At 41.6% G+C, this 24711-nt stretch carries 24 protein-coding genes and 5 pseudogenes; 5 read left to right on the forward strand and 24 right to left on the reverse strand.

Annotated elements, in window-relative coordinates:
- Window positions 1-60: 60 nt before the first annotated feature.
- Together PG766_RS03430 and PG766_RS03435 are read right to left on the reverse strand one after the other, a co-directional pair.
- The gene (locus PG766_RS03430) at window positions 61-1239 is read right to left on the reverse strand and encodes an iron-containing alcohol dehydrogenase (protein WP_118198531.1); all 1179 of its coding nucleotides are present in this window, start codon (window positions 1237-1239) and stop codon (window positions 61-63) included.
- 174 nt (window positions 1240-1413) lie between these two features.
- On the reverse strand, window positions 1414-2295 hold the full coding sequence (locus tag PG766_RS03435) for a LysR family transcriptional regulator (RefSeq protein WP_118198530.1): 882 nt from the start codon (window positions 2293-2295) through the stop codon (window positions 1414-1416).
- Between the two features lie 143 nt (window positions 2296-2438).
- Between PG766_RS03435 and sdaAB the strand changes: the two genes are divergently transcribed.
- Window positions 2439-3107, forward strand: coding sequence for an L-serine ammonia-lyase, iron-sulfur-dependent subunit beta (gene sdaAB, locus PG766_RS03440; protein ID WP_008374350.1), 669 nt, complete (start codon window positions 2439-2441; stop codon window positions 3105-3107).
- Between the two features lie 20 nt (window positions 3108-3127).
- Window positions 3128-3997: an L-serine ammonia-lyase, iron-sulfur-dependent, subunit alpha gene (sdaAA, locus tag PG766_RS03445; RefSeq protein ID WP_118198529.1), complete on the forward strand. Its 870-nt coding sequence runs from the start codon at window positions 3128-3130 to the stop codon at window positions 3995-3997.
- Window positions 3998-4218: 221 nt separating this feature from the next.
- Here the strand turns inward: sdaAA and PG766_RS03450 are convergent, their stop codons facing one another.
- Entirely contained in the window at window positions 4219-5943 is a 1725-nt protein-coding gene (locus PG766_RS03450; RefSeq protein ID WP_118198528.1) for an ABC transporter ATP-binding protein, read from the reverse strand.
- A gap of 229 nt (window positions 5944-6172) precedes the next feature.
- On the opposite strand from PG766_RS03450, the gene PG766_RS03455 reads away from it, so the two are divergent.
- Entirely contained in the window at window positions 6173-7201 is a 1029-nt protein-coding gene (locus PG766_RS03455) for a YeiH family protein (protein ID WP_118198527.1), read from the forward strand.
- A 629-nt stretch (window positions 7202-7830) separates the two neighbouring features.
- Here PG766_RS03455 and PG766_RS03460 read toward each other — a convergent pair.
- From PG766_RS03460 to PG766_RS03495, 8 genes and pseudogenes are all read right to left on the reverse strand, one after another.
- Window positions 7831-8292 carry an Hsp20/alpha crystallin family protein gene (locus PG766_RS03460; protein WP_008374342.1) on the reverse strand — a complete coding sequence of 154 codons (462 nt, stop codon included), beginning with the start codon at window positions 8290-8292 and terminating at the stop codon, window positions 7831-7833.
- 105 nt (window positions 8293-8397) lie between these two features.
- Complete coding sequence (locus tag PG766_RS03465) at window positions 8398-8823, reverse strand: Hsp20/alpha crystallin family protein (protein WP_008374340.1); 426 nt, start codon at window positions 8821-8823, stop codon at window positions 8398-8400.
- Window positions 8824-9059: 236 nt separating this feature from the next.
- Window positions 9060-9335, reverse strand: a pseudogene (locus PG766_RS17220) (ATP-binding protein); the annotation flags it as partial.
- Between the two features lie 54 nt (window positions 9336-9389).
- Complete coding sequence (locus PG766_RS03475) at window positions 9390-9563, reverse strand: hypothetical protein (RefSeq protein WP_243014339.1); 174 nt, start codon at window positions 9561-9563, stop codon at window positions 9390-9392.
- The gene (locus PG766_RS03480) at window positions 9560-9721 is read right to left on the reverse strand and encodes a hypothetical protein (RefSeq protein WP_243014337.1); all 162 of its coding nucleotides are present in this window, start codon (window positions 9719-9721) and stop codon (window positions 9560-9562) included. Before PG766_RS03480 ends, PG766_RS03475 begins: the two co-directional genes overlap by 4 nt.
- Before the next feature lie 76 nt (window positions 9722-9797).
- Entirely contained in the window at window positions 9798-10928 is a 1131-nt protein-coding gene (locus PG766_RS03485) for a PDDEXK nuclease domain-containing protein (RefSeq protein ID WP_118198526.1), read from the reverse strand.
- 227 nt (window positions 10929-11155) lie between these two features.
- Window positions 11156-11266 (reverse strand): annotated as a pseudogene (locus PG766_RS17060) (TnpV protein); the annotation flags it as partial.
- Between the two features lie 89 nt (window positions 11267-11355).
- Complete coding sequence (locus PG766_RS03495; RefSeq protein WP_243014335.1) at window positions 11356-11625, reverse strand: integrase DNA-binding domain-containing protein; 270 nt, start codon at window positions 11623-11625, stop codon at window positions 11356-11358.
- Between the two features lie 217 nt (window positions 11626-11842).
- Between PG766_RS03495 and PG766_RS03500 the strand changes: the two are divergent.
- Window positions 11843-12179: pseudogene (locus PG766_RS03500) on the forward strand (LacI family DNA-binding transcriptional regulator); the annotation flags it as partial.
- Window positions 12180-12239: 60 nt separating this feature from the next.
- Here PG766_RS03500 and PG766_RS17065 read toward each other — a convergent pair.
- The 12 genes and pseudogenes from PG766_RS17065 to PG766_RS03560 all read right to left on the reverse strand — a co-directional run.
- Window positions 12240-12413 (reverse strand): annotated as a pseudogene (locus PG766_RS17065) (carbohydrate kinase); the annotation flags it as partial.
- Complete coding sequence (locus PG766_RS03510) at window positions 12328-12591, reverse strand: hypothetical protein (protein WP_243014353.1); 264 nt, start codon at window positions 12589-12591, stop codon at window positions 12328-12330. The gene PG766_RS03510 and the pseudogene PG766_RS17065, both read right to left, overlap by 86 nt.
- Before the next feature lie 43 nt (window positions 12592-12634).
- A pseudogene (locus tag PG766_RS03515) lies at window positions 12635-12742 on the reverse strand (Rid family hydrolase); the annotation flags it as partial.
- Between the two features lie 33 nt (window positions 12743-12775).
- Complete coding sequence (locus tag PG766_RS03520; protein ID WP_207662340.1) at window positions 12776-13216, reverse strand: hypothetical protein; 441 nt, start codon at window positions 13214-13216, stop codon at window positions 12776-12778.
- Window positions 13217-13242: 26 nt separating this feature from the next.
- A complete protein-coding gene (locus PG766_RS03525; RefSeq protein WP_008374309.1) occupies window positions 13243-13476 on the reverse strand; it encodes a thioredoxin family protein in 234 nt (77 codons plus the stop codon).
- 15 nt (window positions 13477-13491) lie between these two features.
- Window positions 13492-14424: a CobW family GTP-binding protein gene (locus PG766_RS03530; RefSeq protein WP_055158381.1), complete on the reverse strand. Its 933-nt coding sequence runs from the start codon at window positions 14422-14424 to the stop codon at window positions 13492-13494.
- The gene (locus PG766_RS03535) at window positions 14417-14758 is read right to left on the reverse strand and encodes an ArsR/SmtB family transcription factor (RefSeq protein WP_117556838.1); all 342 of its coding nucleotides are present in this window, start codon (window positions 14756-14758) and stop codon (window positions 14417-14419) included. Before PG766_RS03535 ends, PG766_RS03530 begins: the two co-directional genes overlap by 8 nt.
- Window positions 14759-15018: 260 nt before the next feature.
- The gene (locus PG766_RS03540) at window positions 15019-16020 is read right to left on the reverse strand and encodes a permease (protein ID WP_118198524.1); all 1002 of its coding nucleotides are present in this window, start codon (window positions 16018-16020) and stop codon (window positions 15019-15021) included.
- 142 nt (window positions 16021-16162) lie between these two features.
- Window positions 16163-17470: a putative ABC transporter permease gene (locus PG766_RS03545; protein WP_118198523.1), complete on the reverse strand. Its 1308-nt coding sequence runs from the start codon at window positions 17468-17470 to the stop codon at window positions 16163-16165.
- Between the two features lie 943 nt (window positions 17471-18413).
- The gene (locus tag PG766_RS03550) at window positions 18414-19364 is read right to left on the reverse strand and encodes a radical SAM protein (RefSeq protein WP_055297537.1); all 951 of its coding nucleotides are present in this window, start codon (window positions 19362-19364) and stop codon (window positions 18414-18416) included.
- A gap of 11 nt (window positions 19365-19375) precedes the next feature.
- On the reverse strand, window positions 19376-19900 hold the full coding sequence (locus PG766_RS03555; RefSeq protein ID WP_022220868.1) for a nitroreductase: 525 nt from the start codon (window positions 19898-19900) through the stop codon (window positions 19376-19378).
- 90 nt (window positions 19901-19990) lie between these two features.
- On the reverse strand, window positions 19991-21112 hold the full coding sequence (locus PG766_RS03560; protein ID WP_118198522.1) for a 5-methyltetrahydropteroyltriglutamate--homocysteine S-methyltransferase: 1122 nt from the start codon (window positions 21110-21112) through the stop codon (window positions 19991-19993).
- 270 nt (window positions 21113-21382) lie between these two features.
- On the opposite strand from PG766_RS03560, the gene PG766_RS03565 reads away from it, so the two are divergent.
- Complete coding sequence (locus PG766_RS03565; protein ID WP_008374293.1) at window positions 21383-22282, forward strand: LysR family transcriptional regulator; 900 nt, start codon at window positions 21383-21385, stop codon at window positions 22280-22282.
- Between the two features lie 43 nt (window positions 22283-22325).
- Here the strand turns inward: PG766_RS03565 and feoB are convergent, their stop codons facing one another.
- Complete coding sequence (feoB, locus tag PG766_RS03570; protein ID WP_118198521.1) at window positions 22326-24671, reverse strand: ferrous iron transport protein B; 2346 nt, start codon at window positions 24669-24671, stop codon at window positions 22326-22328.
- Between the last annotated feature and the right edge of the window lie 40 nt (window positions 24672-24711).

Here is a 24711-nt window from a genome sequence, read left to right on the forward strand (position 1 = left end):
ACTTGAGTTTAAGTCACGCACTCCCTCTTCCAAATTTCCTGTTTTACGATATTTCTTTTTCTAAAATACCATCAGTTTATAAATATTTTCCACATCTTTCTGATCAAGAGTTGCAAATCCTTCCACTGTACCAGTATTTACATCTCCATAACAGCATGTATGTGCCAGCTTTTCAATATCTTCTTCTTTGGCTCCAAGCTCTGCAAAATTCTTTGGCATCCCAATCGAAATTAAAAAGTTTCGAAGTGCCTCAATTCCTTCCAGTGCCGTTCTCTTTGGATCTGCAAAATCCATCTGACAGCCCCAGACACGGACTGCAGCCTGTGCAAAACGCATCACATTGTGTTCCAGTGTATAAGTAAATACAGCCGGCATAACAACCGCAAGCCCTGCACCGTGCGCGCAGTCATACAATGCAGATAATTCGTGCTCGATGTTATGGCTTGTCCAGTCCTGTGTACGTCCTACTCCGCAGGAATTATTGTGTGCCATCATACCTGCCCACATGATGTTTGCTCTTGCCTGATAATTATCCGGGTCTGCAATGACTCTCGGTCCTTCATGGATCATCGTCAGAAGAAGCCCTTCGATCATACGGTCTGTCACTTCTACTTCTTCGGTATTGGTCAGATAACGCTCATACAGATGTGCCATAATATCTGTAATTCCGCAAGCTGTCTGATATGCCGGAAGTGTCTGTGTAAGTGCCGGGTTCATGATCGTGAATTTCGGACGGAATGCTTCTCCGGTTGCCCCTCTTTTGAACATTCCTTCTTCTTTTGTAATAACAGAGTCCGGTGATCCTTCACTTCCTGCAGCTGAAATCGTAATAACTGTTCCGATCGGAAGTGCTTCCTCGACAAGCTTTCCTTCATAATAATCCCAGAAATCTCCATCGTATACTGCACCTGCCGCAATTGCCTTTGCGGAATCAATTGTACTTCCGCCTCCGACTGCCAATACAAAATCTACTTTTTCTTTCCGGCACAGGTCAATTCCCTCATATACAAGACCACTTCTCGGATTTGGCTTTACGCCTCCTAATTCTACATAAGAAATTCCTTCCCCGTCCAGAGATTTTTTAACACGGTCCAAAAGTCCGGAACGAATGACAGAACCTCCGCCATAATGGAGCAGTACACGGCTACCGCCAAAACGTTTTACATACTTTCCGGTATCATTTTCTGTATCCTTACCAAAAGCAAAATAAGTCGGTGCATAAAATGTGAAATTTTCCATCTTTTATTTCCTTCTTTCCTCTTATGATTTTCTGCTAATTTTTAGTATAAATCCTTTTTTGAGACTTCGCAAGATGACGTAGAAAATATTATGCTCTCCCTGCTCTTCAGATAAATTTTCGTAATACATCCAAGCCAAAATCAGTATTTTTCTTATCCATAGCCGTATTTTCTCTTAGTTGTCCTCCAGTGCAAACTCTGCAAATTTCTCCATCTCTTTTGTCTTGAACTTATTTTTATGATAGAAAATCTGACGATACATCGTAATTTCTATATCTTTCACATCCAAAAGTGTGAGTTTCTTTTTCTCAATATCATCTTCTACTGCAAAACGTGGCAGGAATGAAACGCCTCCCCCACGCATCAGCATTTTTTTGATAAATGCAGTATCACTGATCTCCAGCATCGGAGAAAGCTCTTTTCTTCTTAACGCCAGCTGACCATCAAGTGCCTGCCTGTAATTGGCATTGCGCTCTGTAAGATAAAAAGACTCTTTCAGCAGATCATCAAGCAATAAATTTCTTTCTTTTGCCAGCCGGTGACTGACTGATGTCACAAACATAACTGGTTCTGCCTTCTCCATCACCTTAATCCAGTTGCTGTCCCATCTTGGTGTATCCAGAATATAGATCATATCCAGTTCATTATGTTCCATCATCTGGATCAGCTTTTCCGGAGAATCTACCGTGATCCGGATAGAAACCCTGGGATACTGTTCCCTGAATTTCCTTATGATCTTTGGAAATTTCACCGTACACAGAGACTCGATCGTCCCAATGTGAAGTGGGTTTTTCAATTCATCCGTATCATTCATGGATGCTTTCGCCTGATGAACATCATAAAGGATCCGGTTGGCATGCTCCAGAAATTCTTCCCCCTGCGGGGTAAGCACCACTTTCTTTCCTGTCCTGTCGAACAGCCTTTTCCCAAGTTCGTTTTCCAGCTGGCGGATCTGAACCGTCACTGCCGACTGCGAATACCCCAGCATCTCTGCCGTTCTGGAAAAGCTCTGCATCTGCGCAATCTGTATAAAAGTCTGTAATTGACGTAATTCCATCTTCTGACTCCATTATGAAAATTTTTCAACATCTTCATAAAATCTATGAATTTGTTTCACTCATAAGTTGATGGTACAATATAACTAATAAGACGTCAATCCTTTTTACGTGCGTGAAACAATTATTTTACAGGAGGTTTACTATGTCCTTTATCAGTGTTTTTGATGTCATGGGACCGAATATGATCGGACCATCCAGCTCCCATACTGCTGGAGCTGCCAGAATCGCTCTGCTTGCAAGAAAGCTTCTCACCGGTTCTCTTAAAAAAGTAGAATTTACCCTTTATGGATCTTTTGCCAAAACCTATCATGGTCATGGTACGGACCGTGCTCTTCTCGGCGGTATTATGGGGTTTGCCACCGATGACGTGCGCATCCGCGATTCCTTCCAGATCGCAACAGACAACGGAATCGAATATTCTTTCATTCCGAACAATGTAGAAACCGACGTGCACCCGAATACCGTTGATATCCTGATGGTAAATGAAGAAGGGCAGGAGATGACGATCCGCGGAGAATCTCTCGGTGGCGGAAAAGCCCGCCTGTGCCGGATCAATGGTGTGGAGGTCGATTTTACCGGAGAATACAGCTCGATCGTCGTCGTCCAGAAAGATGCACCGGGCGTTGTTGCTTACATTACCAAATGCCTCAGCGAACTTGGAATCAATATCGCATTCATGCGTCTGTTCCGCGAATCCAAAGGAAATACCGCTTATACCATCGTAGAATCCGATGATCTGGTACCGGAAGATATCGCAGATACAATTAGAAGAAACAAAAATGTATACAACGTTATGGTTGTTCAGATGTAATTGGAAGGAGAATACAGATTATGGATTTTAGAAATGCAAAAGAATTATTAAAAGTCTGTCAGGAACAGAACCTTTCAATTTCTGCTGTGATGCTTCAGAGAGAACTCACAGAAGGAGAACAGGATCCGGAAGAGACAGACCGCAAAATGGACCGTGTTCTTGAGATCATGAAATCAGCCGCTTCTACTCCGATCCATACCCCGGTCAAATCCATGGGCGGACTGATCGGTGGCGAAGCTAAAAAAATCTCAGATCACAAGGATGCCGGAAAAGGTCTTTGCGGGGATCTTCTGGAACGAGCTGTCATTTACGCGATGGCAACTCTGGAAACCAATGCTTCCATGGGTGTGATCGTAGCTTCCCCGACTGCCGGATCTGCCGGTATCGTTCCGGGACTTCTGCTTGCCCTCCTGGAAACCTATGAGCTTTCCGATGAACAGATCAAGCAGGGACTTTATAATGCCAGCGCGATCGGTTATCTTGCTATGCGCAATGCAACTGTCGCCGGAGCAGTCGGCGGATGTCAGGCAGAAGTCGGAATCGCATCTGCAATGGCGGCATCTGCAACCGTTGAACTGATGGGCGGATCCCCGGAACAATCCCTTGCCGCAGCATCCACTGTTCTTATGAATATGCTCGGTCTGGTCTGCGATCCGGTCGGCGGTCTGGTCGAATATCCTTGCCAGAACCGTAATGCTGCCGGTGTGGCAAATGCAACGATCGCTGCAGAGATCGCCCTTTCCGGAGTACGCCAGCTGATTCCATTCGATGAAATGCTGGAAGCGGTGTACACTGTAGGAAAGCGTCTTCCGGCAGAGCTTCGGGAGACAGCTCTCGGCGGATGCGCAACGACACCGTCTGCATGCGCAGCCTGCCATATGTGTGATTAAGCTGTGTAATGTTTTGCAAATATAGACCAGCACACACTGCTTACAATTTTACGATATAAAAAGCTTCTTTTTCAGAAACGGCCCTCCTGTTTTTCTGAAAAGAAGCTTTTTTGTTTACTTATTTTGATTTCCTCACTTACTCATGTTTTTGAGGATTGCGAGAGTGCAAAGCACGTAGCAATCTTGTATCAAAGGTGTCAAAATACCTTTTGACACCAACATCATGACATCTCATAATAATGCGCATAAATTCCACCCTGCTCAAGCAATTCATCATGATTTCCCCGTTCAGCGATTCCATTATTTGCAACCACAAGAATCTCATCCGCATTGCGGATCGTAGAAAGCCGGTGTGCGATCGTGATCGTGGTCCGGTTCTTCGCAAGCTCTTCCAGGCTCTGCTGGATCCAGCGCTCACTCTCATTGTCAAGCGCACTGGTCGCCTCGTCCAGAATCAATATCGGCGGATTCTTAAGAAATACTCTTGCAATCGAAATCCTCTGCTTCTGTCCCCCCGACAGACGGGTTCCTCGTTCTCCTACAAAGCTTTCATATCCATCCGGCAGGGACATGATAAATTCATGGATATTTGCCTTCTTCGCCGCATCGATAATTTCTTCCATCGATGCCCCCGGTTTTCCATAAGCAATATTTTCCCTGATTGATCCACAGAACAGATAGACATCCTGCTGTACCAGCCCGATCTGACTTCTCAGACTTTCCAGTGTCAGCTTTCTTACATCCTGCCCATCGATTGTGATCACACCTCCGGTCACATCATAAAATCTTGGAAGCAGGGAACAGATCGTCGTCTTTCCACTTCCCGACGGTCCCACAAGGGCAATGGATCTGCCAGCCGGGATCTTAAAAGATACCCGATCCAGTACCGGCGTATCATCATCACTGTAATGGAAAGAAACATTTTTATATTCCACTTCACCCTTTACATTTTCAAGTGGCTCTGCATCCGGTGCATTTACAATCTCCGGCTCCGTCTCCACAACATCCAGAAAGCGCCGGAAACCGGAAAGACCTTTCTGCATCATCTCGGTAAGCTCCACAAGAATCTGGATCGGGCTGATAAAAATTCCGATGTAAAGCGCATACATGGCAAGATCGGCAGCTTCCATTTTCCCATGTGCGATCAGCCATCCGCCGAACACTAATGTGATCAGATACATCATTCCCTGGAAGAAAAGATTGCCACTCATAAAGCTTCCCATACAATGATAGTTTGCATCCTTGGATACCAGAAATCCTTCATTGCTTTTCTCGAATTTCTCCCGTTCAATCTTTTCATTTGCAAAAGACTGCACCACACGGATTCCCGCAAGTGTATCCTGCAGACTGGAATTGACATCCCCGATCTTTCTCCGGTTGTCCATAAAAGTCTCCTGCATCTGACGGTTCTGTTTATAAGAAAAGATCAGCATAAATACAACCATCACAAGCAGCGGAATCGCCAGTCTCCAGTTAATAAGAAACAAAAATGTAAACGAACCAACGATTTTAATTACGGATATAAATAAATTCTCCGGTCCATGGTGCGCAAACTCGGAAATATCAAACAGATCCGAAACCAGCTTGCTCATCATCTGTCCGGAATTATTCTGGTCATAATAAGAAAAAGAAAGTCTCTCATAATGATCAAATAACTTCTGGCGCATATCCCGTTCCATATGTGCCCCCATCATATGACCCTGATAACTGACATAATATTTACAAAATGTCTGTATGATATACATCACAAGCAAAGCCAGTCCGATCGGCAGAAGTGCTCCAAGGATCTGTGATGGATCCTCTGTAAATAAAGTCTTTGTCAGTGTTCTTAAAATCTGTGGAAATGCAAGATCCACCAGACTGATGATCGCCGCACAGATCAGATCCAGAAAGAATACTGTCCTGTACGGCGCATAATATTTTACAAATTTTTTCAGTGTATGCATCACTTTCTTTTGTGCAATGTCCGGATTCCCCGTTTTATCACACTTTACCTCCTTATCCCCAAAATCATATATTGTTATTATATCGGGAATCTTTTGTTATTTCCACCTTATTCTCAAATTACTTTGGGAATTTTCCTTCCTTTATCTTTTTATTCTGCTGTTTTTATGCTATGATAGGACAGATTGTTATGAGAGTAACTTATTTATTTCACTTGAAAGGGGTATTTCTATGAATTTTATAACAAAAAGCTGGAAAGGCATCTTACTTTGTCTGGTCATCGCCGTTCCATGCTGGGTCCTCGGACAGACATTTCCAATCATCGGCGGACCAGTATTCGGTATCCTTGCCGGAATGATCATTACTTTATTATTAAAAAACAAATCCATGTTTCAGGACGGTATTACTTTTGTGTCAAAGAAGGTTCTTCAGTACGCTGTAATCCTTCTCGGTTTCGGACTGAATCTCTCCGTGATTCTGGAAACCGGAAAACAGTCACTGCCAATTATCGTAACGACGATTTCAACGTCCCTGATCATTGCATATCTGTTACATAAAGTTATGCATGTACCGGGAAATATTTCCACACTGGTCGGTGTCGGATCTTCCATCTGCGGAGGCTCTGCAATTGCCGCAACAGCACCGGTCATTGATGCGGATGATGAAGAAGTTGCACAGGCAATCTCTGTTATCTTCTTTTTCAACATGCTCGCCGCACTGTTCTTCCCGTCACTTGGTGCACTGCTTGGATTTTCAACCAAAAGCGGGGAAGCCTTCGGTATCTTTGCCGGAACTGCGATCAACGATACCTCTTCCGTAACTGCAGCGGCTTCCACCTGGGATTCGCTCTACGCTCTCGGTTCTGCCACACTGGATAAGGCAGTTACGGTCAAACTTACCAGAACGCTCGCGATCATCCCGATCACACTGGTTCTCGCATTTATCCGGACACGCAGCTCCAAAGCCGAAGGAAAGAAAGTGGAATTTAAAAAGATTTTCCCGATGTTCATCCTCTACTTTGTTCTCGCTTCCGTGATCACAACGATCGCAACTTCAGCCGGCGTATCCGCAGATGTATTTACTCCACTGAAGACACTCAGCAAGTTCTTCATCGTCCTCGCCATGAGTGCAGTCGGTCTGAATACGAATATCATCAAGCTGATCAAAACCGGCGGCAAGCCACTCGCTCTTGGTTTCTGCTGTTGGATCGGTATCACGATCGCCAGTCTTTCCATGCAGCATGTGCTTGGAATCTGGTAAATGAAAATCTTTCTCATACTTCAAAAGCCTTGCATAAAGCAGGGCTTTTTCTATAATACAGCTTGCCGATGCCAGCAAGATGTTCCTCTTATTATCCTTATATCTTATACAATTACTTCCAAAATCCTTTTCCCTTGATACTCCAAGTTCTGGATTCCGCGCTTCTTATTTTTATTAAAAATTGAAACTTAACAAATATCCCCTGTCCTGTTTATAGTATTCCAGATATTCAAACAACTGCTCTCTATACTTCTATATTTTTTCTGCCAATTCTGCCGACTGCATTACTTGCACATTAGAATGTCCAGAAAAGGGAATGTCCATGCCATAACACTAAACATTCCCTTTCCCATGGTTGATTTTTCATTATCTGTAATTCTCCGATTCCTACATCCGAAAACTCTCTCAGATTTTATTTTTCGATTCACCACTACTATACAGCTTTTCTGATAGATATTTCTCCCTTTTTCCACATCTCAAAATACAGATCAAATCCTAACTTCATTATACTATCCAGACTTTCTCAAATTTCCATTTATATAGATGGCAAAAAGGGCAGCATACAGGATTTTGCTCCTGTATGCTGCCCTCATCATATGGTGTATTTGAAAGTTTTTAACGTGTTGTCATTATCCTTCGATACTGATGTATTTCTTCTCTTCTACTGCCGGTTTTACTTCTTTCTTCGGGACAAAGAGTTTCAGGATACCATGCTTAAACTCAGCCTTGATATCTTCTTCCGTGATATCTTCACCTACATAATAACTTCTCTGGCAGGCTCCTGCGTAACGTTCACGACGGATATACTTACCAGTTTCTTTCTCCTGCTCATCCTGATCCAGTCCTTTGGCAGCGCTGACTGTCAGATATCCGTCATTCAGTTCTGCTGTAACTTCATCTTTCTTGAATCCCGGAAGATCGATCTCCAGTTCATAACCATCTTTTTTCTCTTTGATATCTGTCTTCATCAGATTGCCTGCATGATGTCCATACAGTTTTCTCTGGATCTTACGATCTGCTTTATCATCATAAAATGGAAAATCAAAGAAATCATCAAATAAGTTATCATTAAAAATACTAGGCATTAACATAAGTCGTTCCTCCTTATAAATCTATCTGAATTTAACTAACTTTCTTTTTAAGCGGCTGCCTCATCTGGCAGCCTTGTAACCGGACGCTTACAATCCGCATTCTGATTATCCCTCAATGGAAATGTATTTCTTCTGTTCTACAGCAGGTTTTGCTGCTTCTTTCGGTACGAACAGTTTCAATGTACCGTCTTCAAATTTTGCTTTGATGTCTTCCTGTTTGACACCGTCGCCTACATAAAAGCTCCTGCTGCAGGATCCACTGTAACGTTCACGGCGGATGTACTTGCCATCTTCAGCTTTTTCATCTTTCTTCGTGTTCGTCTCAGCACTGACTGTCAGATAACCATCTTTCAGTTCTGCTTTTACATCTTCTTTTTTAACTCCAGGCATGTTCATCGTTACTTCATAGCCTTTATCGGTATCTTTTACATCCGTTGTCATAAGTCCGGATTCACTGTAATCATATCCTCCAAATGGTTCTCCAAAGAAATCATCCAATAAGTTCTCTCCAAAAATACTAGGCATTAACATAAGTCATATCTCCTTTCAAAAGACATTTATTAATTTATTTAGCACATTCGGATTTACTCTGAAGTGTTGTTGTCATCTCAAACACCGGTCGGTGGAATCTTTATTATCTCTTTTTGTTCCCCTTCCTTTGTTCTAGCTGTAATATAACACTTATTATTAGCACTGTCAAGAGGTGAGTGCTAATTCTTTTGTGAAAATTTTGTGAACGCTACGAGCAATGCAAAATGGTGAAAATTCTCTATAATCTGCAACGATTTTTCTATCTGCGTCTGTTCCTTATTAAGCGGCACTTCAGTGCCATTAGTGCCATCATCGGCGCCACATTTAACGCCATTAGCGCCATTTTTAGTGCTATTGGCGTTATTGGTATCAACCTGACCTCGATAAATATTGATACGCAAATCCACTTCGCCACCAATAAACTCCGGCTCCTGCAGTCCGGAAGCTTTTACTTTGTCTATAATTCTTGGAATGCCGCTTCCCCAATGCTCGATCAAATTCATGTAAGCAAATCCTATTAATACTTACATGAATTGATAAGATGGATAGTTTATTTACTGGTTATTTTATAATTCATATTTGATAACATCATTTTCCTGCCCGATTGGAATCTCCCAGATAATATACTCCTTATCCGTAAAAAGCCCATATTCATTTCTGATCATATTTCGCTCCACATACCCGTAATATTCCAATTCTTTAATTGCTGACCTTACAGAATCAATTCCATCTCGGCTCAAAGATGCCAGCCCCTGCATCTGTAATTCCAGTCCTCTGGCAGACTTAACATCAGAGATAGCAGTCCCTTTGCCTTTAATGACAAATCTTTGTTCTTGAAATGATGGTTGCTCATTACCGTAAAATTCTTGTTTCGTTCTACACGAAAGACCTGTTCCATTCTATCTCACTTCCTTTCCAGACAGAAAAAGACGCAAGCCACATTTCTATGACTCACGTCTTTCTCTACTCATATTTTAATAATCTTTATTTTCTTTGTCTTCTTCTTTTTGTAAATAATAAAATCTCTTCTGAATTTCAATCTCTTCTCGAAGTTGTTCTTCTGATGGAAGGTAGGTTTTATATTTAGATGCAAATAATTGTTCGTGCCCATGCAATATAGAATATTTCGCAATATCTTCATCTGTATCGGAACATAAAATAATCCCTAATGTCGGATTATCCCCTTCATTTTGTTTCATTTCATCATACATACGAATATACATATCCATCTGTCCCACATCCTGATGTGTGATTTTCGACGTTTTTAAATCAATCAATACAAAACACTTCAAAATGTAATTGTAAAAAACAAGATCAATATAATAATCTTCTTTTTCAGTTCGAATATGCTGTTGTCTCGCTACAAACGCATACCCTTTCCCCAATTCCATGAGAAATTTTTGAATATGCGTGATAATTCTCTGCTCCAATTCACTTTCCGTAAAATCTGTATTAGAAGATAGTCCAAGAAATTCTGCTATTACTGGATTTTTGATAAATTCCAGCTTATCAGCCTGATAAGAAGCAGTCAGTTCTTTCATTTCTTTTTCTACAGGTTCTGCATTTTGAGACATAAGCATTCGGTAATAATACTGTGAAGAAATATTCCGTTGCAAAGTCCGAACTGACCATGCTTGCTCCTGTGCCTCTTTTGCATACCATGCTCGTGCCTCTGGTGATGTTTCCTGAAGCAAAATTCTATAATGCGTCCATGACAAGGGACGCCCAGACTTTGGACGCAGTGAGTCCAAAATTTGAGGAAATTCCTGATGAAATTTCACATATTTATAAAGACTGCTAAAGTCAAAGCCTTTGCCATATTTTTCTTTTAATTCTGATGATAGCTTTTTCATAGTTTTTTTGCCATAGTCCGCTTTTCCATTTTCATTCAGACACTCTATAGCAATTCGCTTTCCCAACAACCAGTTTCTTTGAACCAGAATTGTATCGACAGCCGCATACGCAATACTTTGTGCACTCTCCACGATTTCACATGTATCAGCAAATAAATCTCCTGTTTCATGGTAAGCAATCATACTTTTATTTAATTTTGGACTCGGTGAATCCAAACTTGTTTTTTCTTTTTCAGAATGTTTTTTTTCCATCAAAGCAACCTCCTTTTCGATAATTGTTGCGACACTGTCGCAACTTTTCCATTTTGAAGTTCCAGATTGACACCTCAAAACGATTTCTTTAAATCTCCAAAATCTATGTTCTTATTTTACCCCAACTCTTTCATTCTGCCTACTGCTATTTCATGTTCACATATAATAATGAGATCGTAATCCACGACCTCATCACCTTCATTTAAACATAAATCAATTTCCTGAGAATAATCTCTGCGAAGAAAACCATACTTGCCAAGTTGCTCCATCTGCTCACCGGATTTATAGGTGAGATTCGGGATCAGATATCCATTTACATTTGTGTACGTTATATAAATAGGACATTCGCAATCCGCTTTCGCTACTTACTCATGAACACAGTTGCTTCGCTGCCTGCGTTCATTTTCTTAGCACTCTCCATTTCTCATCATTTTGTGACCACAAATTTACGACATTTACGACAAATCTGACACTGCTTTACAATACCAGACAAAATGACTGATGCATCTGTAATAAGCAGATCATCCATATCCTTATTGATCTTCTTTTCCTTTTCTCGCAGACTCGCCAGATTAGCTGCATAAACTGAATTATGCTTTCCGGTAATTTCATCCTTGTAGCCATACTCATAACGTCCATCCGGGCGCTTGTATTCACCTGTTTTTAAATTTATGCCTTTATTATCTTTTCTTGCCATATCAATCATTCCTTTCACTTCATTTTTCGTTATTCGGACTGATTTTTGGAGTCACTTAATTTTGATTAACCCACAGATTACTGAAAATATAGAATATAATAGTAAAATATCACAAAAATCGAGCTCAATTTTTGTAATGGGTTATGCGCTTAACCTTTGTAAATTCCACCTTTATAAGGTACCATATAATCATAATATCGTAGAAGAAGGAATGGAAATGACACAGAACAGGATTAGAATCGTAGATGTTGCAGATACGTCAGGTCTTAGTACTGCTACTGTCTCAAAAGTGATTCACGGCAAAACAGAAAAGATTTCAGATGAAACGGTAAAACGCGTCCAGCAGGAACTTGAAAGGTCAGGATATATCCCGAATATGGCTGGCATTTTGCTTGCGAGAAATAATTCAAGAATTATCGGAGTGGTAGTGAATGACCATGAAAAGTATGCGGGCAGGGTTTTAGAGGATGGATTTGTGAGGTCATCGCCGAACGCTCTTTCCCATGAGGTGAATGAAAAAAGGATATTTTCTGATGATAAAAACAACCTCTGATTTCTGCTGCTTCTTCCGGACTTTCTTTATCGGTTAATAATTTTGTTTCTTCATCCGAAATTTTCATGATATCCACGTAAGGGATCAGATTTCGCATCTGTTCCTTTGCAGTTTCCTCATCCTTCCATAAGGAGGCTCTGTAATTCGGATCATATGAAATAATACTTCCTTTTTCTTTCGCTCGACGAATCGCATAATGCGTGGTGTCGCTTGCCGGCTGCTCCGTAAGCGACAGAGAACCGACATGGAAAATATTTTTCATTCAGAAGCATTCCTTCTGTCTCTACATTTTCTTTTTCCAACACGGATTTCAAAGCAAGCAGTCCGTTTTCCAATAACTTTTCCAGAATCTGGTTACATTCATTTTCTTCGTCCGTGTGAATATAAAGTTCCCCATATTCAAATTCCGGCATACTAAATACCTCTATTTTCTTGAAGCAATACACTCTACTTCCACTAATCCACCCCTTCAACAAGCTGTCCTGTTGTCATATCAATTCCAAGCTGTCCGGATACATAAACTGTATCTTCGGTATACCATCCCTGTGAGTATGGTTCGATCGCAACCGGTGCTTTATCTTTTGCTCCTTCTTTCTGTTATGCCATATGTCTGTCACGCGCCACTTTAATGCAGTCCAGACCTTTCTTTAATACAGCTGTCTGTGTTGCTACGTTCAGACGAACAAATCCTTTTCCGCATTCGCCGTAGTTTGTTCCACTGTTCAGGCGCACACCAGCCTCTGCAAATGCATTCATCAGATCATCCTGTTCCATATTCCATGCACTGAAATCAATCCACAGCAGATAAGTTCCTTCTGGTTCGATCATCTTAACTTCTGGCATATTTTCTGCAAGGAAGTCTCTTACTACACCGATGTTCTTCCAGAAATATTCATTCTGCTGGTCTACATAGTAATCGCACTCGTTGTAGCAAGCCATAAGTGCTTCGATTCCAAGGTAGTTGTAATCAAAATTCTCCTTCATAATCCCATTTGAAAGAATCTGTGCCAATACGATTGATCGGTTCATCAAAATCATAAAATTTGTTTGCCATTGTTTTTACCTCATTTTTTCAATATCTTCATCATCTGTTTTTTCGATGGCACCTGACCTGCAACAACCAGTTTCCCGTCAATCATCACAGAAGGAGCCGTCATCACTCCCAGCTTTACGATCTCAACCAGATCTGTCACTCTCTCGATTTCCGTATCCATCCCGAGTTCTTCAAGACACTCCTTCACAACCGCATTTGTCTTATCACAGTTTTCACAGCCACTTCCGATTACTTTTATATTCATATCCTGCCTCCAGATTTAATTATTCAGTTTCATAGGAAGTCCCACACATTCTTCCCACGCTGCCGCGATTTCGCGGATCAGTGCAATTCCGATTTTAGAAATAAAGACAAGCTGAGACTTCGGCTGGGCTTTGTAAGGTGCATAATCCCGTTTTTTTCCAACTACGTCAACCTTTTCCCATCCTTCTTTTTCTACTTTAAAGAATCCCTTTACACGGAAAACATCCGGTTCAATCTTTGCAAGGAAAGCTTCCAGCTTTTCCTTCTGGATCTCTCCCGTAAAATCCATGGAAAATGTTTTCGGTTTATTTTTCGATGAATTCGTAGTATCCTCACATTCTGCCCATTTGTACAGCATCAGATCCATATCATAAAACGAACGGTCAATATTTCCATTCGCACTCTCTGTAATTGGGCATACCGGATTAATTTCACGCACTTTGTCTTTCACCTGTTCAATCTGCTCGCTACCCACCAGATCAACCTTTGTCAGAACCGCAAGATTGCAGTGTTTAAGTTGACGGTCAATTGTCTCTGAATCCCCGATCTGATCCAGAAAATTATAACAGTCCACCAGGCAGATGCATCCTCTGAAGTCATATGCCCCAGGCGCCATTACTTCTGTGGCTGCAAGAATTTCTTCTGCATTAGACGGGTCCCCGAATCCAGAGCTTTCCACAAACACATATTCCAGACCTTTCTGTGCCATCTGCGTCAGTGCATCCACAAAGGATAAACGAAGGCAACTGCAAAAAATAGAGCCTCTGTTCAATTCTATCATCTGGATATCATTATTCTGAAGCACCGTTCCGTCAATACTGATCTTTCCCAGTTCATTCTGGATTACCCCAACCTTTGTTCCTTCCATGTTTTCAAGCAGATTTCTCAAGATTGTCGTTTTCCCAGCTCCTAAGAACCCTGTCAGAAAATATAATTTAATTTTACTCATGATTCATTTTCTCCTTTTCCGTATTACAATTGCAATTTAAAAGTCCGGCATAATCTCCCGGAATCATCAGATGCCCCACTGTCTTATAAACCTCATTCATTACGTCTATGTCCAGAGAATACTGCATCCATTTTCCTTCTTTGCGCGCCTTTACGATTCCCAGATCACACATCAGCTTCATATCATGCGATAAGGTCGGCTGTGTAATATGAAATTCCTCCAGGATCTTACAGGCACATAATTCTCCTTCGGATAACATGTCGATGATCTTCAGGCGTTTCGGATCCGACATCACTTTGAATATACGGGCATATTTTTCATAGTCTATCTGCATTTCCTTCGTAAATCGCTCCTTCCTCATGTCCGGCGGGTAGCAAATTCATATGTCTTTTCGTGCAAGCACGAATGATATTTAAATTCGCCCCACTACTTTGATAATATTACGGATTGCTCCGCAGCATTGCTGCTCCCGCAATCCTTCGTCCACTCGGAATCCGCTGATTTCCTTCGTAAATCGCTCCTTCCTCATGTCCGGCGGGTAGCAAATTCATATGCCTTTTCGTGCAAGCACGAACGGCATATGAGTTTGCTACCCTATATTATCACATTAAACCCATACCCCACAATGATGATTCCGATACAGACAATCCCGATGAATGTTCCGAGCAGTTTTTTCTTGATCGCTTTTGACAGCATTACCATAGATGGAAGTGAAAGGGTTGTCACTGCCATCATAAACGAAAGAATCGTTCCAAGTCCTGCACCTTTTGCCAGCAGGCTTTCTGCAACCGGGATGGTTCCGAAAATATCCGCATACATGGGAACGCCTACTGCTGTCGCCAGTGGCACGGCGTACCAGGTCTGTTTTCCAAGAATGCTTCGGACGATATGCTCTGGGATCAGATTGTGGATAGCTGCCCCGATGATGACTCCGACAACGATATACGGAGCTACCTTTTTGACGGTAGCCACAACCTGATTTTTTGCATAATCCATACGGTCTGCTATTGTAAGCGACGGCGAAGCTACCTCCACATTCGGCGCCTGCCGGATAAAATCTGCTACCTGGTCTTCCATATGCAGCTGCTCAATGATCGTTCCCCCTATAACAGCTATGACAAGTCCAACAATCACATAAGCAAATGCGATCTTCCCTCCAAAGACACTCATCAGAAGAATCAGAGATCCCAGATCCACCATCGGAGATGAAATCAGAAACGAGAAAGTAACTCCCAGCGGCAATCCCGCACTGGTGAATCCCATAAAGATCGGAATCGATGAGCAGGAGCAGAACGGAGTCACTGTTCCGAGAAGTGCTCCGATCAGATTCGCCCAGATTCCATGAAAGCTTCCCATAATCTTTCTGCTTTTCTCTGGCGGAAAATAGCTTTGAATATAGGATATCACAAAGATCAGCACCGCAAGCAGCACAAAAATTTTTATGATATCATACAGGAAAAAGTGAAGAAATTCTCCTGGAAACCTCCCCTCTCCCAATCCGGCTTTAACAAGAAGTTTTCCGATCAGATCTTTCAGCCAGTGCATTCCAAGAATCTGGTTCTGAAAGAAATCCCATCCGTTTTTTATGATTTTCATTCTCTCTCCCTTCCCATAGAAATATAGAAATATTTCTATATATTTTTCATTTTTTAACCGGTGCAATCTATTTCTCACACCGGTTTTCTAACTACATCTTACTCTTCATATAGAATTTTGTCAATATGTTCCCGCTTTTTTTCTAATTTATCCCCTTCGCATTTGGATAGATTTTCTTCATCTTTGCGTCATCATAATGTGCATCCGCCCACTTCTGGACGGCATTTGTCGCCTGCACACCATTTCCTCTCTCATCATATCTTACCAGTGCCACACAGGATACCAGAATGTTGCAAACCATAAATCCCAGTAAAACCCAGGTCAGAATCTTTCCTGCAACTGCCGGTATTTTTTCAATCCATTTTTCCACAGGTGGAAATAATATTTTAAACCACACAACCGCAGCAATTCCCCAGAAAAAGCAGTAGAGCAGATTGATTCGACCTCCCAGGTTAAACGGGATCTTACTGTAATCCCAGAACACTTTTCCAAATACAAGTTCCGTAAACACACTGCAGAAATACTCATAAGCACCACCAAGCAATGTTCCTGTAAGGAAAAGAAAACGATCCCCTTTATCCTTATATTTGTACAAAAGTGCTGTGACAAGCGCAATTGCAAGCCCCCAGACAATGCTGAACGGTCCCCAGACCACACTGCTTCTGCTCATCCATACTCCAGCCGTCACACGACAGAAAATCGTTTCTGTGATATCTCCCAGAAAAGCACCGATCATAAACAGCATCACGATCTTATAAAAGCCGCACCCTTTTGCAAATACCTTTTCTTCGTTCTCTTCCCGGATTTCCTCTTCAATTTTTCTTGCCTTTGGATATGCTTTTTTCAGACGCTTTTCCAGACTTCCGGCAATCTTTCCCGCAATTTTTGTGCTGATCTTATCCATCCCGGCATCCGTTGCGATCCAGCGCTCCGGCTTCTTACTCTTTCCGGTAAGAAGCATAAAGGAACCAAAGATATCCACAAAAAGTACACCGATCAATGTCAGCAGCACAATATGCATCAGAAGCTTCGGCAGAATATGTAATAAAATCAACGTGATTCCATTGCACCATCTCACTGCCAGATAACCGAGCACACCCCAAAATAGTGAAGCCGGAAGACAAATATATCCATCCAGATTCCATTTGATATTTGAATAATCCCACCATCTTGCCTTGAATGCTTTTTCGATCAGATGTCCACTGACCCATTCTGCAACTGTTGCATAGACCGTTGCAAAGATAAATAGCCAGATTCCCCGAAGTTCCTGTAATCCCACTGTCATCGCAATTGCAGTCAGACCATAGAGCACACAGAACGGTCCATTTACCAGACCTCGGTTAGCAAACTTTCTCTGCTTCAAAGTTGCCGATATCGTTTCCAATACCCAGCCACCAAAAGAATAAATAAAAAAGAGCCACAGTAATTCATATCCAGTATAGTGATTCATAGTCTTCTCCTTTGTAAATTCATGGTATCATCTTATCATGCCAACCATGAACTTACAATTGGGATTTTATCCGTAAAGATATTATATAACACCAATCGTTTTTACAACCGGTTAAACCGGTATCCGACTCCCCATACCGTCTCGATGATCTGCGAATTCCACATATCCACATCGTCATTTCATTTCCTGTAGTCGAAATTCTGACTGCGCCTTCTGTTTTTTCTGTATATTTATTTGTTTATTATATATATTTCTCTATTTTTTATCTGTATTCCTGATTTATTTCATATATTTAAAATTATTTCATTTTTTTCAGAATTTTTATTGACATTTTGCATTTTATGAGATATTATAATATCAACAAAACAAAAGGAGGACGGACAACCAGAAACTTAATCTTAACTCCAAAGTCTAAGAAAGTAAGAGGTATGGACCAAAGGACACTTAATTTAAAACTCGGACAAATCTAATGAAAGTAAGAGGTACGGACCAAAAGGAACATAATTTAAAACCAGAACAAAATCTAATGAAAGTAAGAGGTACAGACCACCGGAAACTTAATTTAAAACCAGAACAAATCTAATGAAAGTAAGAGGTATGGACCAAAAGGAACATAATTTAAAACCAGAATAAATCTGATGAAAGCAAGAGGTACAGACCAATGGCAAGATAATTTATACAATATCAAATCAATGAGAGTAAGAGGTGTAGACCAATGGCATAATAATTATTGAAATTTACATAGAAAAAACTATTTGAGATAATAGTTTCAGATAGATAAGAAGTGAATAAGGAGGATAATCCAATGGATGGATCAAATTAAAATCCACTGTAGCTGAAAGATCAGATACAGTGGATTTTTTATGACATATTTTCTGTTCCAAAGTTCAAGAGCGCGCCTGCTGACGCGCTCAATTTCTGCTGATTCATAGTACAGCGGATTCTATGAAGTCTTCCGGTCCATATCCCATACTGCCTTACCATCATCACAGTATTCCAGATCCGGGCATTCCCCCTGTACAAAGGAATAAACCGGTTCTTTTCCTTCATATTCCTGAATGATACCATTTAATTTGGCAAGCATTTTTTCTTTATCACCCGGAAGATGTCCTCTGACTCTCACATGGATAAAGTCATGAAAACCATCATATAAAATATTTGCTCCTGCTTTTTCCGGTGCGATCCTCTCGATCAGATGATATTCTTCCCGAATTGTTTCCAGCTCATCTGCCGGAACAAAAGTACCTTGCCGTATATCTTGATATAACGGAACTTCTTTATGCAGAAACATGGAAAAATTCACTACATGCGCCGGATTGGTCCTGTTCAGGAACTGCGCCAGTGCTTCTGCATTTTCCATTCCTCTTCCTTTTCCTGCGACTCCGGTCATAATATGTGCATCATAGATCAATCCTGCTTCATGAAGCCTGTCGATTGCCTGATATGCCTGTGCCAGATCATGATCTTTTTTCATAAATTTCAGCACATCATCCAGTCCGCTCTCGATTCCAAGATACAGATGCTTTACCTTTTTTCTAGCAAGCATTTCCAGCTCTTCCTGGCTTTTATGTAAAATACTCGTAACAGTCGCATCCATATTAATCCCTTCACATTCCGGGAAGTAATATGCGATCAGATCCAGAATCTCATACAATTTTTCTGTCTTCAGACCAAATGCATTACCATCCCCCAGAAAGATCTTCTTCGGCTTCCCATGCAGTTCCCGCACTCTCTTTAGTTCCGCTTCAATCTGTTCCATCGGAAGTTCCCGATACTTCAGATGCCGGAATAAATTACAGAATTTACACTGATTATATGAGCATCCAACCATAACCGGAAGCATGAAAGAGCTTCTTTCCATCGGGGCCCGGCAAATCTGTCCTTCGTAATCCATATGTCACACTCCTATGCTTCTACATAATAGACATAATTTTCTTTTCTTGGTTTTGCTGCAGGAAGTTCTGCTGCCGCATATCCAAGTACGCAATGACCGATTCCTTCATAGTCTCCTTCGATTCCCCATTTTTTCAGAAGAGCCTTTCCTTCCTCGGATTCAAATTCTTCTTTTGCCCGGTGGATCCAGCAGCTTCCGATTCCAAGCGAATGCGCTGCATTCATCAGATTTCCCATCACAAGACTTCCATCATAAAGATATGTCGGTCTTGCCTTATCTGCAAGTACAATAAGAACTACCGGTGCACCATAAAACGGATCTGTATCGGTTCCCATAATTTTTGCATTCATTGCTGAAAGCTGATCTCTTGTTGCTTTATCCGTCACTGCCACGATGATCGGTGACTGCATTCCCATTCCCGTTGCCGCATAAGTTCCGGCCTCAATGATCGTATCCAGATCCTCTTTTCTGATCATATCCGGTTTGTATCCACGGACACTTCTGCGTTCTTCCATATTTTTGATTACTTCATTCATAAATTTTCAGCTCCTTTCAAATCTGCTTCTATTGTAGCACGATTTGAAAGGAGCTGTATGTATCTTATTTATTAAATTTTTATATCTGGCTTATTTTTCTTCGCCCCAGACTTCTTCCGCGATTTCTTTTACCAGTGCAAGCTTCTTCCACTGTTCTTCTTCTGTCAGTTTATTTCCGATTTCACAGGAAGCAAATCCACACTGTGGACTCAAATACAGTCTGTCGAGCGGGACATATTTCGCTGCTTCATGGATTCTCTTAATTACGTCTTCTTTATCTTCCAGCTTTGGTGACTTGGTTGTGATCAGACCGAGAACCACTTTTTTATCACCACTTACACTCTTCAACGGCTCAAATCCACCAGAACGTGCATCATCAAATTCCAGATAATATGCACTTACATTTTCACGGGCGAATAAAGCTTCTGCCACACGGTCATATGCACCACTGCTTGCATAAGTAGAATGGAAATTTCCACGGCATACATGAGTGTTGATCACCAGATCCTCCGGCGCTCCCTCAATTGCACGGTTATTGATAGCAAGAAGCTGTTCCATGATTTTCTGAAGTCCGGCTTCATCGGTTCCGAAAATTGCTGTAGCATGTGGATCTACACACATTCCCCATGAACAGTCATCTAACTGAATGTTTCTGCAGCCAGCATCGTATAAGTCACGGATTACTTTCTTATATCCATTGGCGATATCTTCTACCAGTTCCTCTACATCCGGATAATATTTATTTGTATTCGGAAGTGCCATCGGCATAATAAACTGTTCCAGGAACTGCGCCGGTGCAGGAATCGTCTGCTTTGCTACTGTATTTTCATCTTCCAGTGCCTTTACAAATTTGAAATGCTCTACAAATGGGTGCTGATCTACGGAAATTTTTCCAGTCAGATAAGTATCATCGATCATTGCAGCTTCTCCGTGGAACGGAAGTCCGGTCTTGGTCGGCTCATGTCCTACCCCGTTAAATCCCCACATGAAATCAAGATGCCAGGTTGCTCTTCTGAACTCGCCGTCTGTGATCACATGATATCCGGCTTTTTTCTGCTTCTCTACCAGGTCTAAAATTGCAGCATCCTCTACTTTTGTCAGTTCTTCTTTTGAAATCTTTCCTTCTTCAAAATCTCTTCTTGCTCTTTTCAGTGTTTCCGGTCTTAAAAAACTTCCTACATAATCATAACGAAATGGTGTATTTTTACTCATAATATAGCTCTCCTTTTCTCTTTCGTACTGTCTGTCTTTTATGTTTGAAAGTATAGCAGAGTATTCTGCATCTGAAAAATACAAAAAAAATGCAGTTTGCCATAGTTTAAAACTATAGCAATATCAAAAAAATGTTTCACGCTCCCTGCTTCCATGCTACAATATTACCAGGATATCTGGCCAGAAGTATTTTCCGCTAAGATACATTTTCCAGATACTTTTCTGATATCCCAAACCCAAAAACAATATTCTTTATAGAAAGTGAAAAATATGACTCTTCAACAATTAAAATACGTCGTAACTGTTGCTGAAACAGGAACAATTACCGAAGCCGCAAATCGTCTTTATATTTCCCAGCCAAGCCTGACAAACGCAATCCGTGAACTGGAAAAAGAAATGAAGATTACCATTTTTCTCCGGACTAATAAAGGGATCATCCTGTCAAAAGAAGGCGAAGATTTCTTAGGATACGCCAGACAGGTGCTGGAACAGGCCGCTATTCTCGAAGATAAATACAAAGGAACTTCCGGCGGAAAAAAGAAATTCTGTGTATCCACGCAACACTATTCTTTCGCTGTCAATGCCTTTGTCGATCTGATCAAAACCTACGGACAGGATGAATATGATTTCAGTCTCCGCGAAACCCAGACATACGAAATCATCGAAGATGTAGCAAAAATGCGCAGCGAGATTGGAATTCTTTTCTTAAATAATTTTAATGAAACAGTTCTGGAAAAAATTTTAAAATCCAACGGGCTTATTTTTCATCAGCTGTTTGTTGCAAAACCACATGTATTTATCAGCAGACGTCACCCTCTCGCCGATCACAAAATAATCACCAATGAAGAACTGGACGATTATCCATATCTCTCCTTTGAACAGGGTGAACACAATTCTTTTTATTTTTCAGAAGAAATCTTTTCTGTATCTGAACGCAAAAAAAATATCCGTGTACGGGATCGTGCCACCTTATTTAATCTTCTGATCGGGCTAAATGGCTACACAGTATGCAGTGGTGTAATTGACAAAAAGTTGAATGGAAAAGATATCATTGCCGTTCCTCTTGCTGACGAAAGTGATATGCGGATTGGGTATATTACACATAAAAAAAGGATGTTAAGCAGATTAGGGACAACTTATCTGGATGCCTTGAAAAAATATCTGCAATAAAAAACTTCTGGAAGCAGTTTTCCTGTTTCCAGAAGTTTTTGTTTTAAAACAAACATACAATTCCATGCACAATAAATGCAGCAACCCATGCAATCACGCACTGAAAGATCACAACACCGATCGCCCATTTACCACCAAGTTCTCTTTTAATAGAAGCAATCGCTGCCACACACGGTGTATACAAAAGACAGAAAATCAAAAGTGCTGCTGCACCGGCTGTATTTATCACCGCTGTCAGTGCTGCTGTTGACCCAAACAAAATCGAAAGAGTGGAGACGACACTCTCTTTTGCCATAAATCCGGAAATCAGTGCCGTTGATATTCTCCAATCACCAAATCCAAGTGGAATGAATACAGGTGCGATCATACCTGCTACCGTTGCAAGGATACTTGTCTGTGAATCTGTCACCATGTTCAGATGCAGATCAAAGCTCTGCAGGAACCAGATCACGATCGTTGCACCAAAAATAACGGTAAATGCTCTCTGCAGGAAGTCCTTTGCTTTTTCCCAGAGAAGCTGACCAACATTTTTCGCTCCCGGCATACGATAATTCGGAAGCTCCATAACAAACGGAACAGGTTCTCCTTTGAACATCGTCCCTTTCATTGCAAGTGCAGTAAGGATTCCCATCAGGATTCCGAAGAAATAGAGACCAATCATTACAATTGCACCCTTCCCCGGGAAAAACGCCGCTGTAAAGAATGCATAGATCGGAAGTTTTGCTGAACAACTCATAAACGGAGTCAGCATAATCGTCATTTTACGATCACGCTCTGAAGAAAGTGTCCGGCTCGCCATAACTCCCGGTACTGTACATCCAAATCCGATCAGCATCGGTACAATACTTCTTCCGGAAAGACCAATCTTTCGCAAAAGTTTATCCATAATAAACGCAACCCTTGCCATATATCCACTGTCCTCCAGCATCGAAAGGAAAAAGAACAGTGTAACAATGATCGGCAGGAAACTCAGCACGCTTCCAACCCCCTGAAAGATTCCATCTACAATCAGTGACTTTAATACGCCATTGACTCCTGCCGCATCCAGTGCCTGACTGCAGGCTACAATCACCTGGTCAATTCCCTGTTGCAGAAGATCCTGCAAAAATGCTCCGATCACATTAAATGTGAGCCAGAATACCAGTCCCATAATTGCGATAAATGCCGGAATCCCGGTATATTTTCCTGTCAAAACCTGATCAATCTTCCTGCTTCGCACCCGCTCCCTGCTCTCATGTGGCTTTAAGACCGTATTTTCACAGGCACGCTGGATATAGTTAAAACGCATTCCCGCTACTGCCGATGAACGGTCTACCTTGCATTCTTCTTCCATCTGCAGATTGATATGTTCCAGAAGTTCCTTTTCATTCTGGCTCAGCTTTAATTTTTCCAGGACAAGCTCATCATTCTCTGCCAGTTTGCTTGCTGCAAATCTGACCGGGATCCCTGCTTCCTTTGCATGATCTTCAATCAGATGCATGATCGCATGAATGCATCTGTGAACCGCACTTTCCTGACCTTCAGCAGAGCAAAAATCCACTTCCTCCGGTGCTTCCTGATATTTTGCGACATGCAGTGCATGTTCTACCAGTTCCGCAATTCCTTCTCCCTTTGCTGCCGAGATTGGTACAACCGGTACTCCGAGAAATGCTTCCAGCTCATTCACACGCACAGAACCTCCGTTCACACGCATCTCATCCATCATATTCAGCGCAACAACCATTGGGATCTCAAGTTCCATAAGCTGCATCGTCAGATACATATTCCGTTCAATATTGGTTGCATCTACAATATTGATGATTCCTTTCGGTTTATCCTGAAGCAGAAATTCTCTTGTAACAATTTCCTCACTGCTATACGGAGACATAGAATAAATTCCCGGAAGATCGGTAATACGGGTATTGGGATGTTCCTTGATCACACCGTCTTTTCTGTCAACCGTAACACCTGGGAAATTTCCCACATGCTGATTCGATCCGGTCAGCTGGTTGAACAGCGTTGTTTTTCCACAATTCTGATTTCCAACCAATGCAAACGTAAGTGTCGTATTCTCTGGTAACGGATGCTCTGTTTTCTTCTCATGAAAAATGCCTGCTTCTCCATACCCCGGATGCTGTGCATCTCCTAACGGTTGTCTGCCTTCCTTCTTCTTATAATGTGGCTCATGGGCCGGCGTAATTTCAATCTGTCCGGCATCCTCCAGACGAATCGTAAGTTCATAACCATGGATCCTGATCTCAACCGGATCTCCCATCGGCGCATACTTTACAATCGTTACTTCTGTTCCCTGGATCAATCCCATATCCAGAAAATGCTGCCTGAGTGCACCATTTCCTCCTACGGAAAGAATCGTAGCTGTCTTTCCGACTTGTAATTCTTTTAATGTCATTCCTCTATCTGTCTCCTTTGGCAAAACCATTTATTGATAA

This window comes from Coprococcus sp. LG101-27, from assembly GCF_027695515.1.
GTDB lineage: Bacteria > Bacillota > Clostridia > Lachnospirales > Lachnospiraceae > Allocoprococcus > Allocoprococcus comes.

Coding starts and splice junctions, on each gene's coding strand:
- PG766_RS03430 (WP_118198531.1), bottom strand. CDS start 1,239: ATGGAAAATTTCACATTTTATGCACCGACTTATTTTGCTTTTGGTAAG.
- PG766_RS03435 (WP_118198530.1), bottom strand. CDS start 2,295: ATGGAATTACGTCAATTACAGACTTTTATACAGATTGCGCAGATGCAG.
- sdaAB (WP_008374350.1), top strand. CDS start 2,439: ATGTCCTTTATCAGTGTTTTTGATGTCATGGGACCGAATATGATCGGA.
- sdaAA (WP_118198529.1), top strand. CDS start 3,128: ATGGATTTTAGAAATGCAAAAGAATTATTAAAAGTCTGTCAGGAACAG.
- PG766_RS03450 (WP_118198528.1), bottom strand. CDS start 5,943: ATGCATACACTGAAAAAATTTGTAAAATATTATGCGCCGTACAGGACA.
- PG766_RS03455 (WP_118198527.1), top strand. CDS start 6,173: ATGAATTTTATAACAAAAAGCTGGAAAGGCATCTTACTTTGTCTGGTC.
- PG766_RS03460 (WP_008374342.1), bottom strand. CDS start 8,292: ATGTTAATGCCTAGTATTTTTAATGATAACTTATTTGATGATTTCTTT.
- PG766_RS03465 (WP_008374340.1), bottom strand. CDS start 8,823: ATGTTAATGCCTAGTATTTTTGGAGAGAACTTATTGGATGATTTCTTT.
- PG766_RS03480 (WP_243014337.1), bottom strand. CDS start 9,721: ATGGAACAGGTCTTTCGTGTAGAACGAAACAAGAATTTTACGGTAATG.
- PG766_RS03485 (WP_118198526.1), bottom strand. CDS start 10,928: ATGGAAAAAAAACATTCTGAAAAAGAAAAAACAAGTTTGGATTCACCG.
- PG766_RS03495 (WP_243014335.1), bottom strand. CDS start 11,625: ATGGCAAGAAAAGATAATAAAGGCATAAATTTAAAAACAGGTGAATAC.
- PG766_RS03510 (WP_243014353.1), bottom strand. CDS start 12,591: ATGCCGGAATTTGAATATGGGGAACTTTATATTCACACGGACGAAGAA.
- PG766_RS03520 (WP_207662340.1), bottom strand. CDS start 13,216: ATGATTTTGATGAACCGATCAATCGTATTGGCACAGATTCTTTCAAAT.
- PG766_RS03525 (WP_008374309.1), bottom strand. CDS start 13,476: ATGAATATAAAAGTAATCGGAAGTGGCTGTGAAAACTGTGATAAGACA.
- PG766_RS03530 (WP_055158381.1), bottom strand. CDS start 14,424: ATGAGTAAAATTAAATTATATTTTCTGACAGGGTTCTTAGGAGCTGGG.
- PG766_RS03535 (WP_117556838.1), bottom strand. CDS start 14,758: ATGCAGATAGACTATGAAAAATATGCCCGTATATTCAAAGTGATGTCG.
- PG766_RS03540 (WP_118198524.1), bottom strand. CDS start 16,020: ATGAAAATCATAAAAAACGGATGGGATTTCTTTCAGAACCAGATTCTT.
- PG766_RS03545 (WP_118198523.1), bottom strand. CDS start 17,470: ATGAATCACTATACTGGATATGAATTACTGTGGCTCTTTTTTATTTAT.
- PG766_RS03550 (WP_055297537.1), bottom strand. CDS start 19,364: ATGGATTACGAAGGACAGATTTGCCGGGCCCCGATGGAAAGAAGCTCT.
- PG766_RS03555 (WP_022220868.1), bottom strand. CDS start 19,900: ATGAATGAAGTAATCAAAAATATGGAAGAACGCAGAAGTGTCCGTGGA.
- PG766_RS03560 (WP_118198522.1), bottom strand. CDS start 21,112: ATGAGTAAAAATACACCATTTCGTTATGATTATGTAGGAAGTTTTTTA.
- PG766_RS03565 (WP_008374293.1), top strand. CDS start 21,383: ATGACTCTTCAACAATTAAAATACGTCGTAACTGTTGCTGAAACAGGA.
- feoB (WP_118198521.1), bottom strand. CDS start 24,671: ATGACATTAAAAGAATTACAAGTCGGAAAGACAGCTACGATTCTTTCC.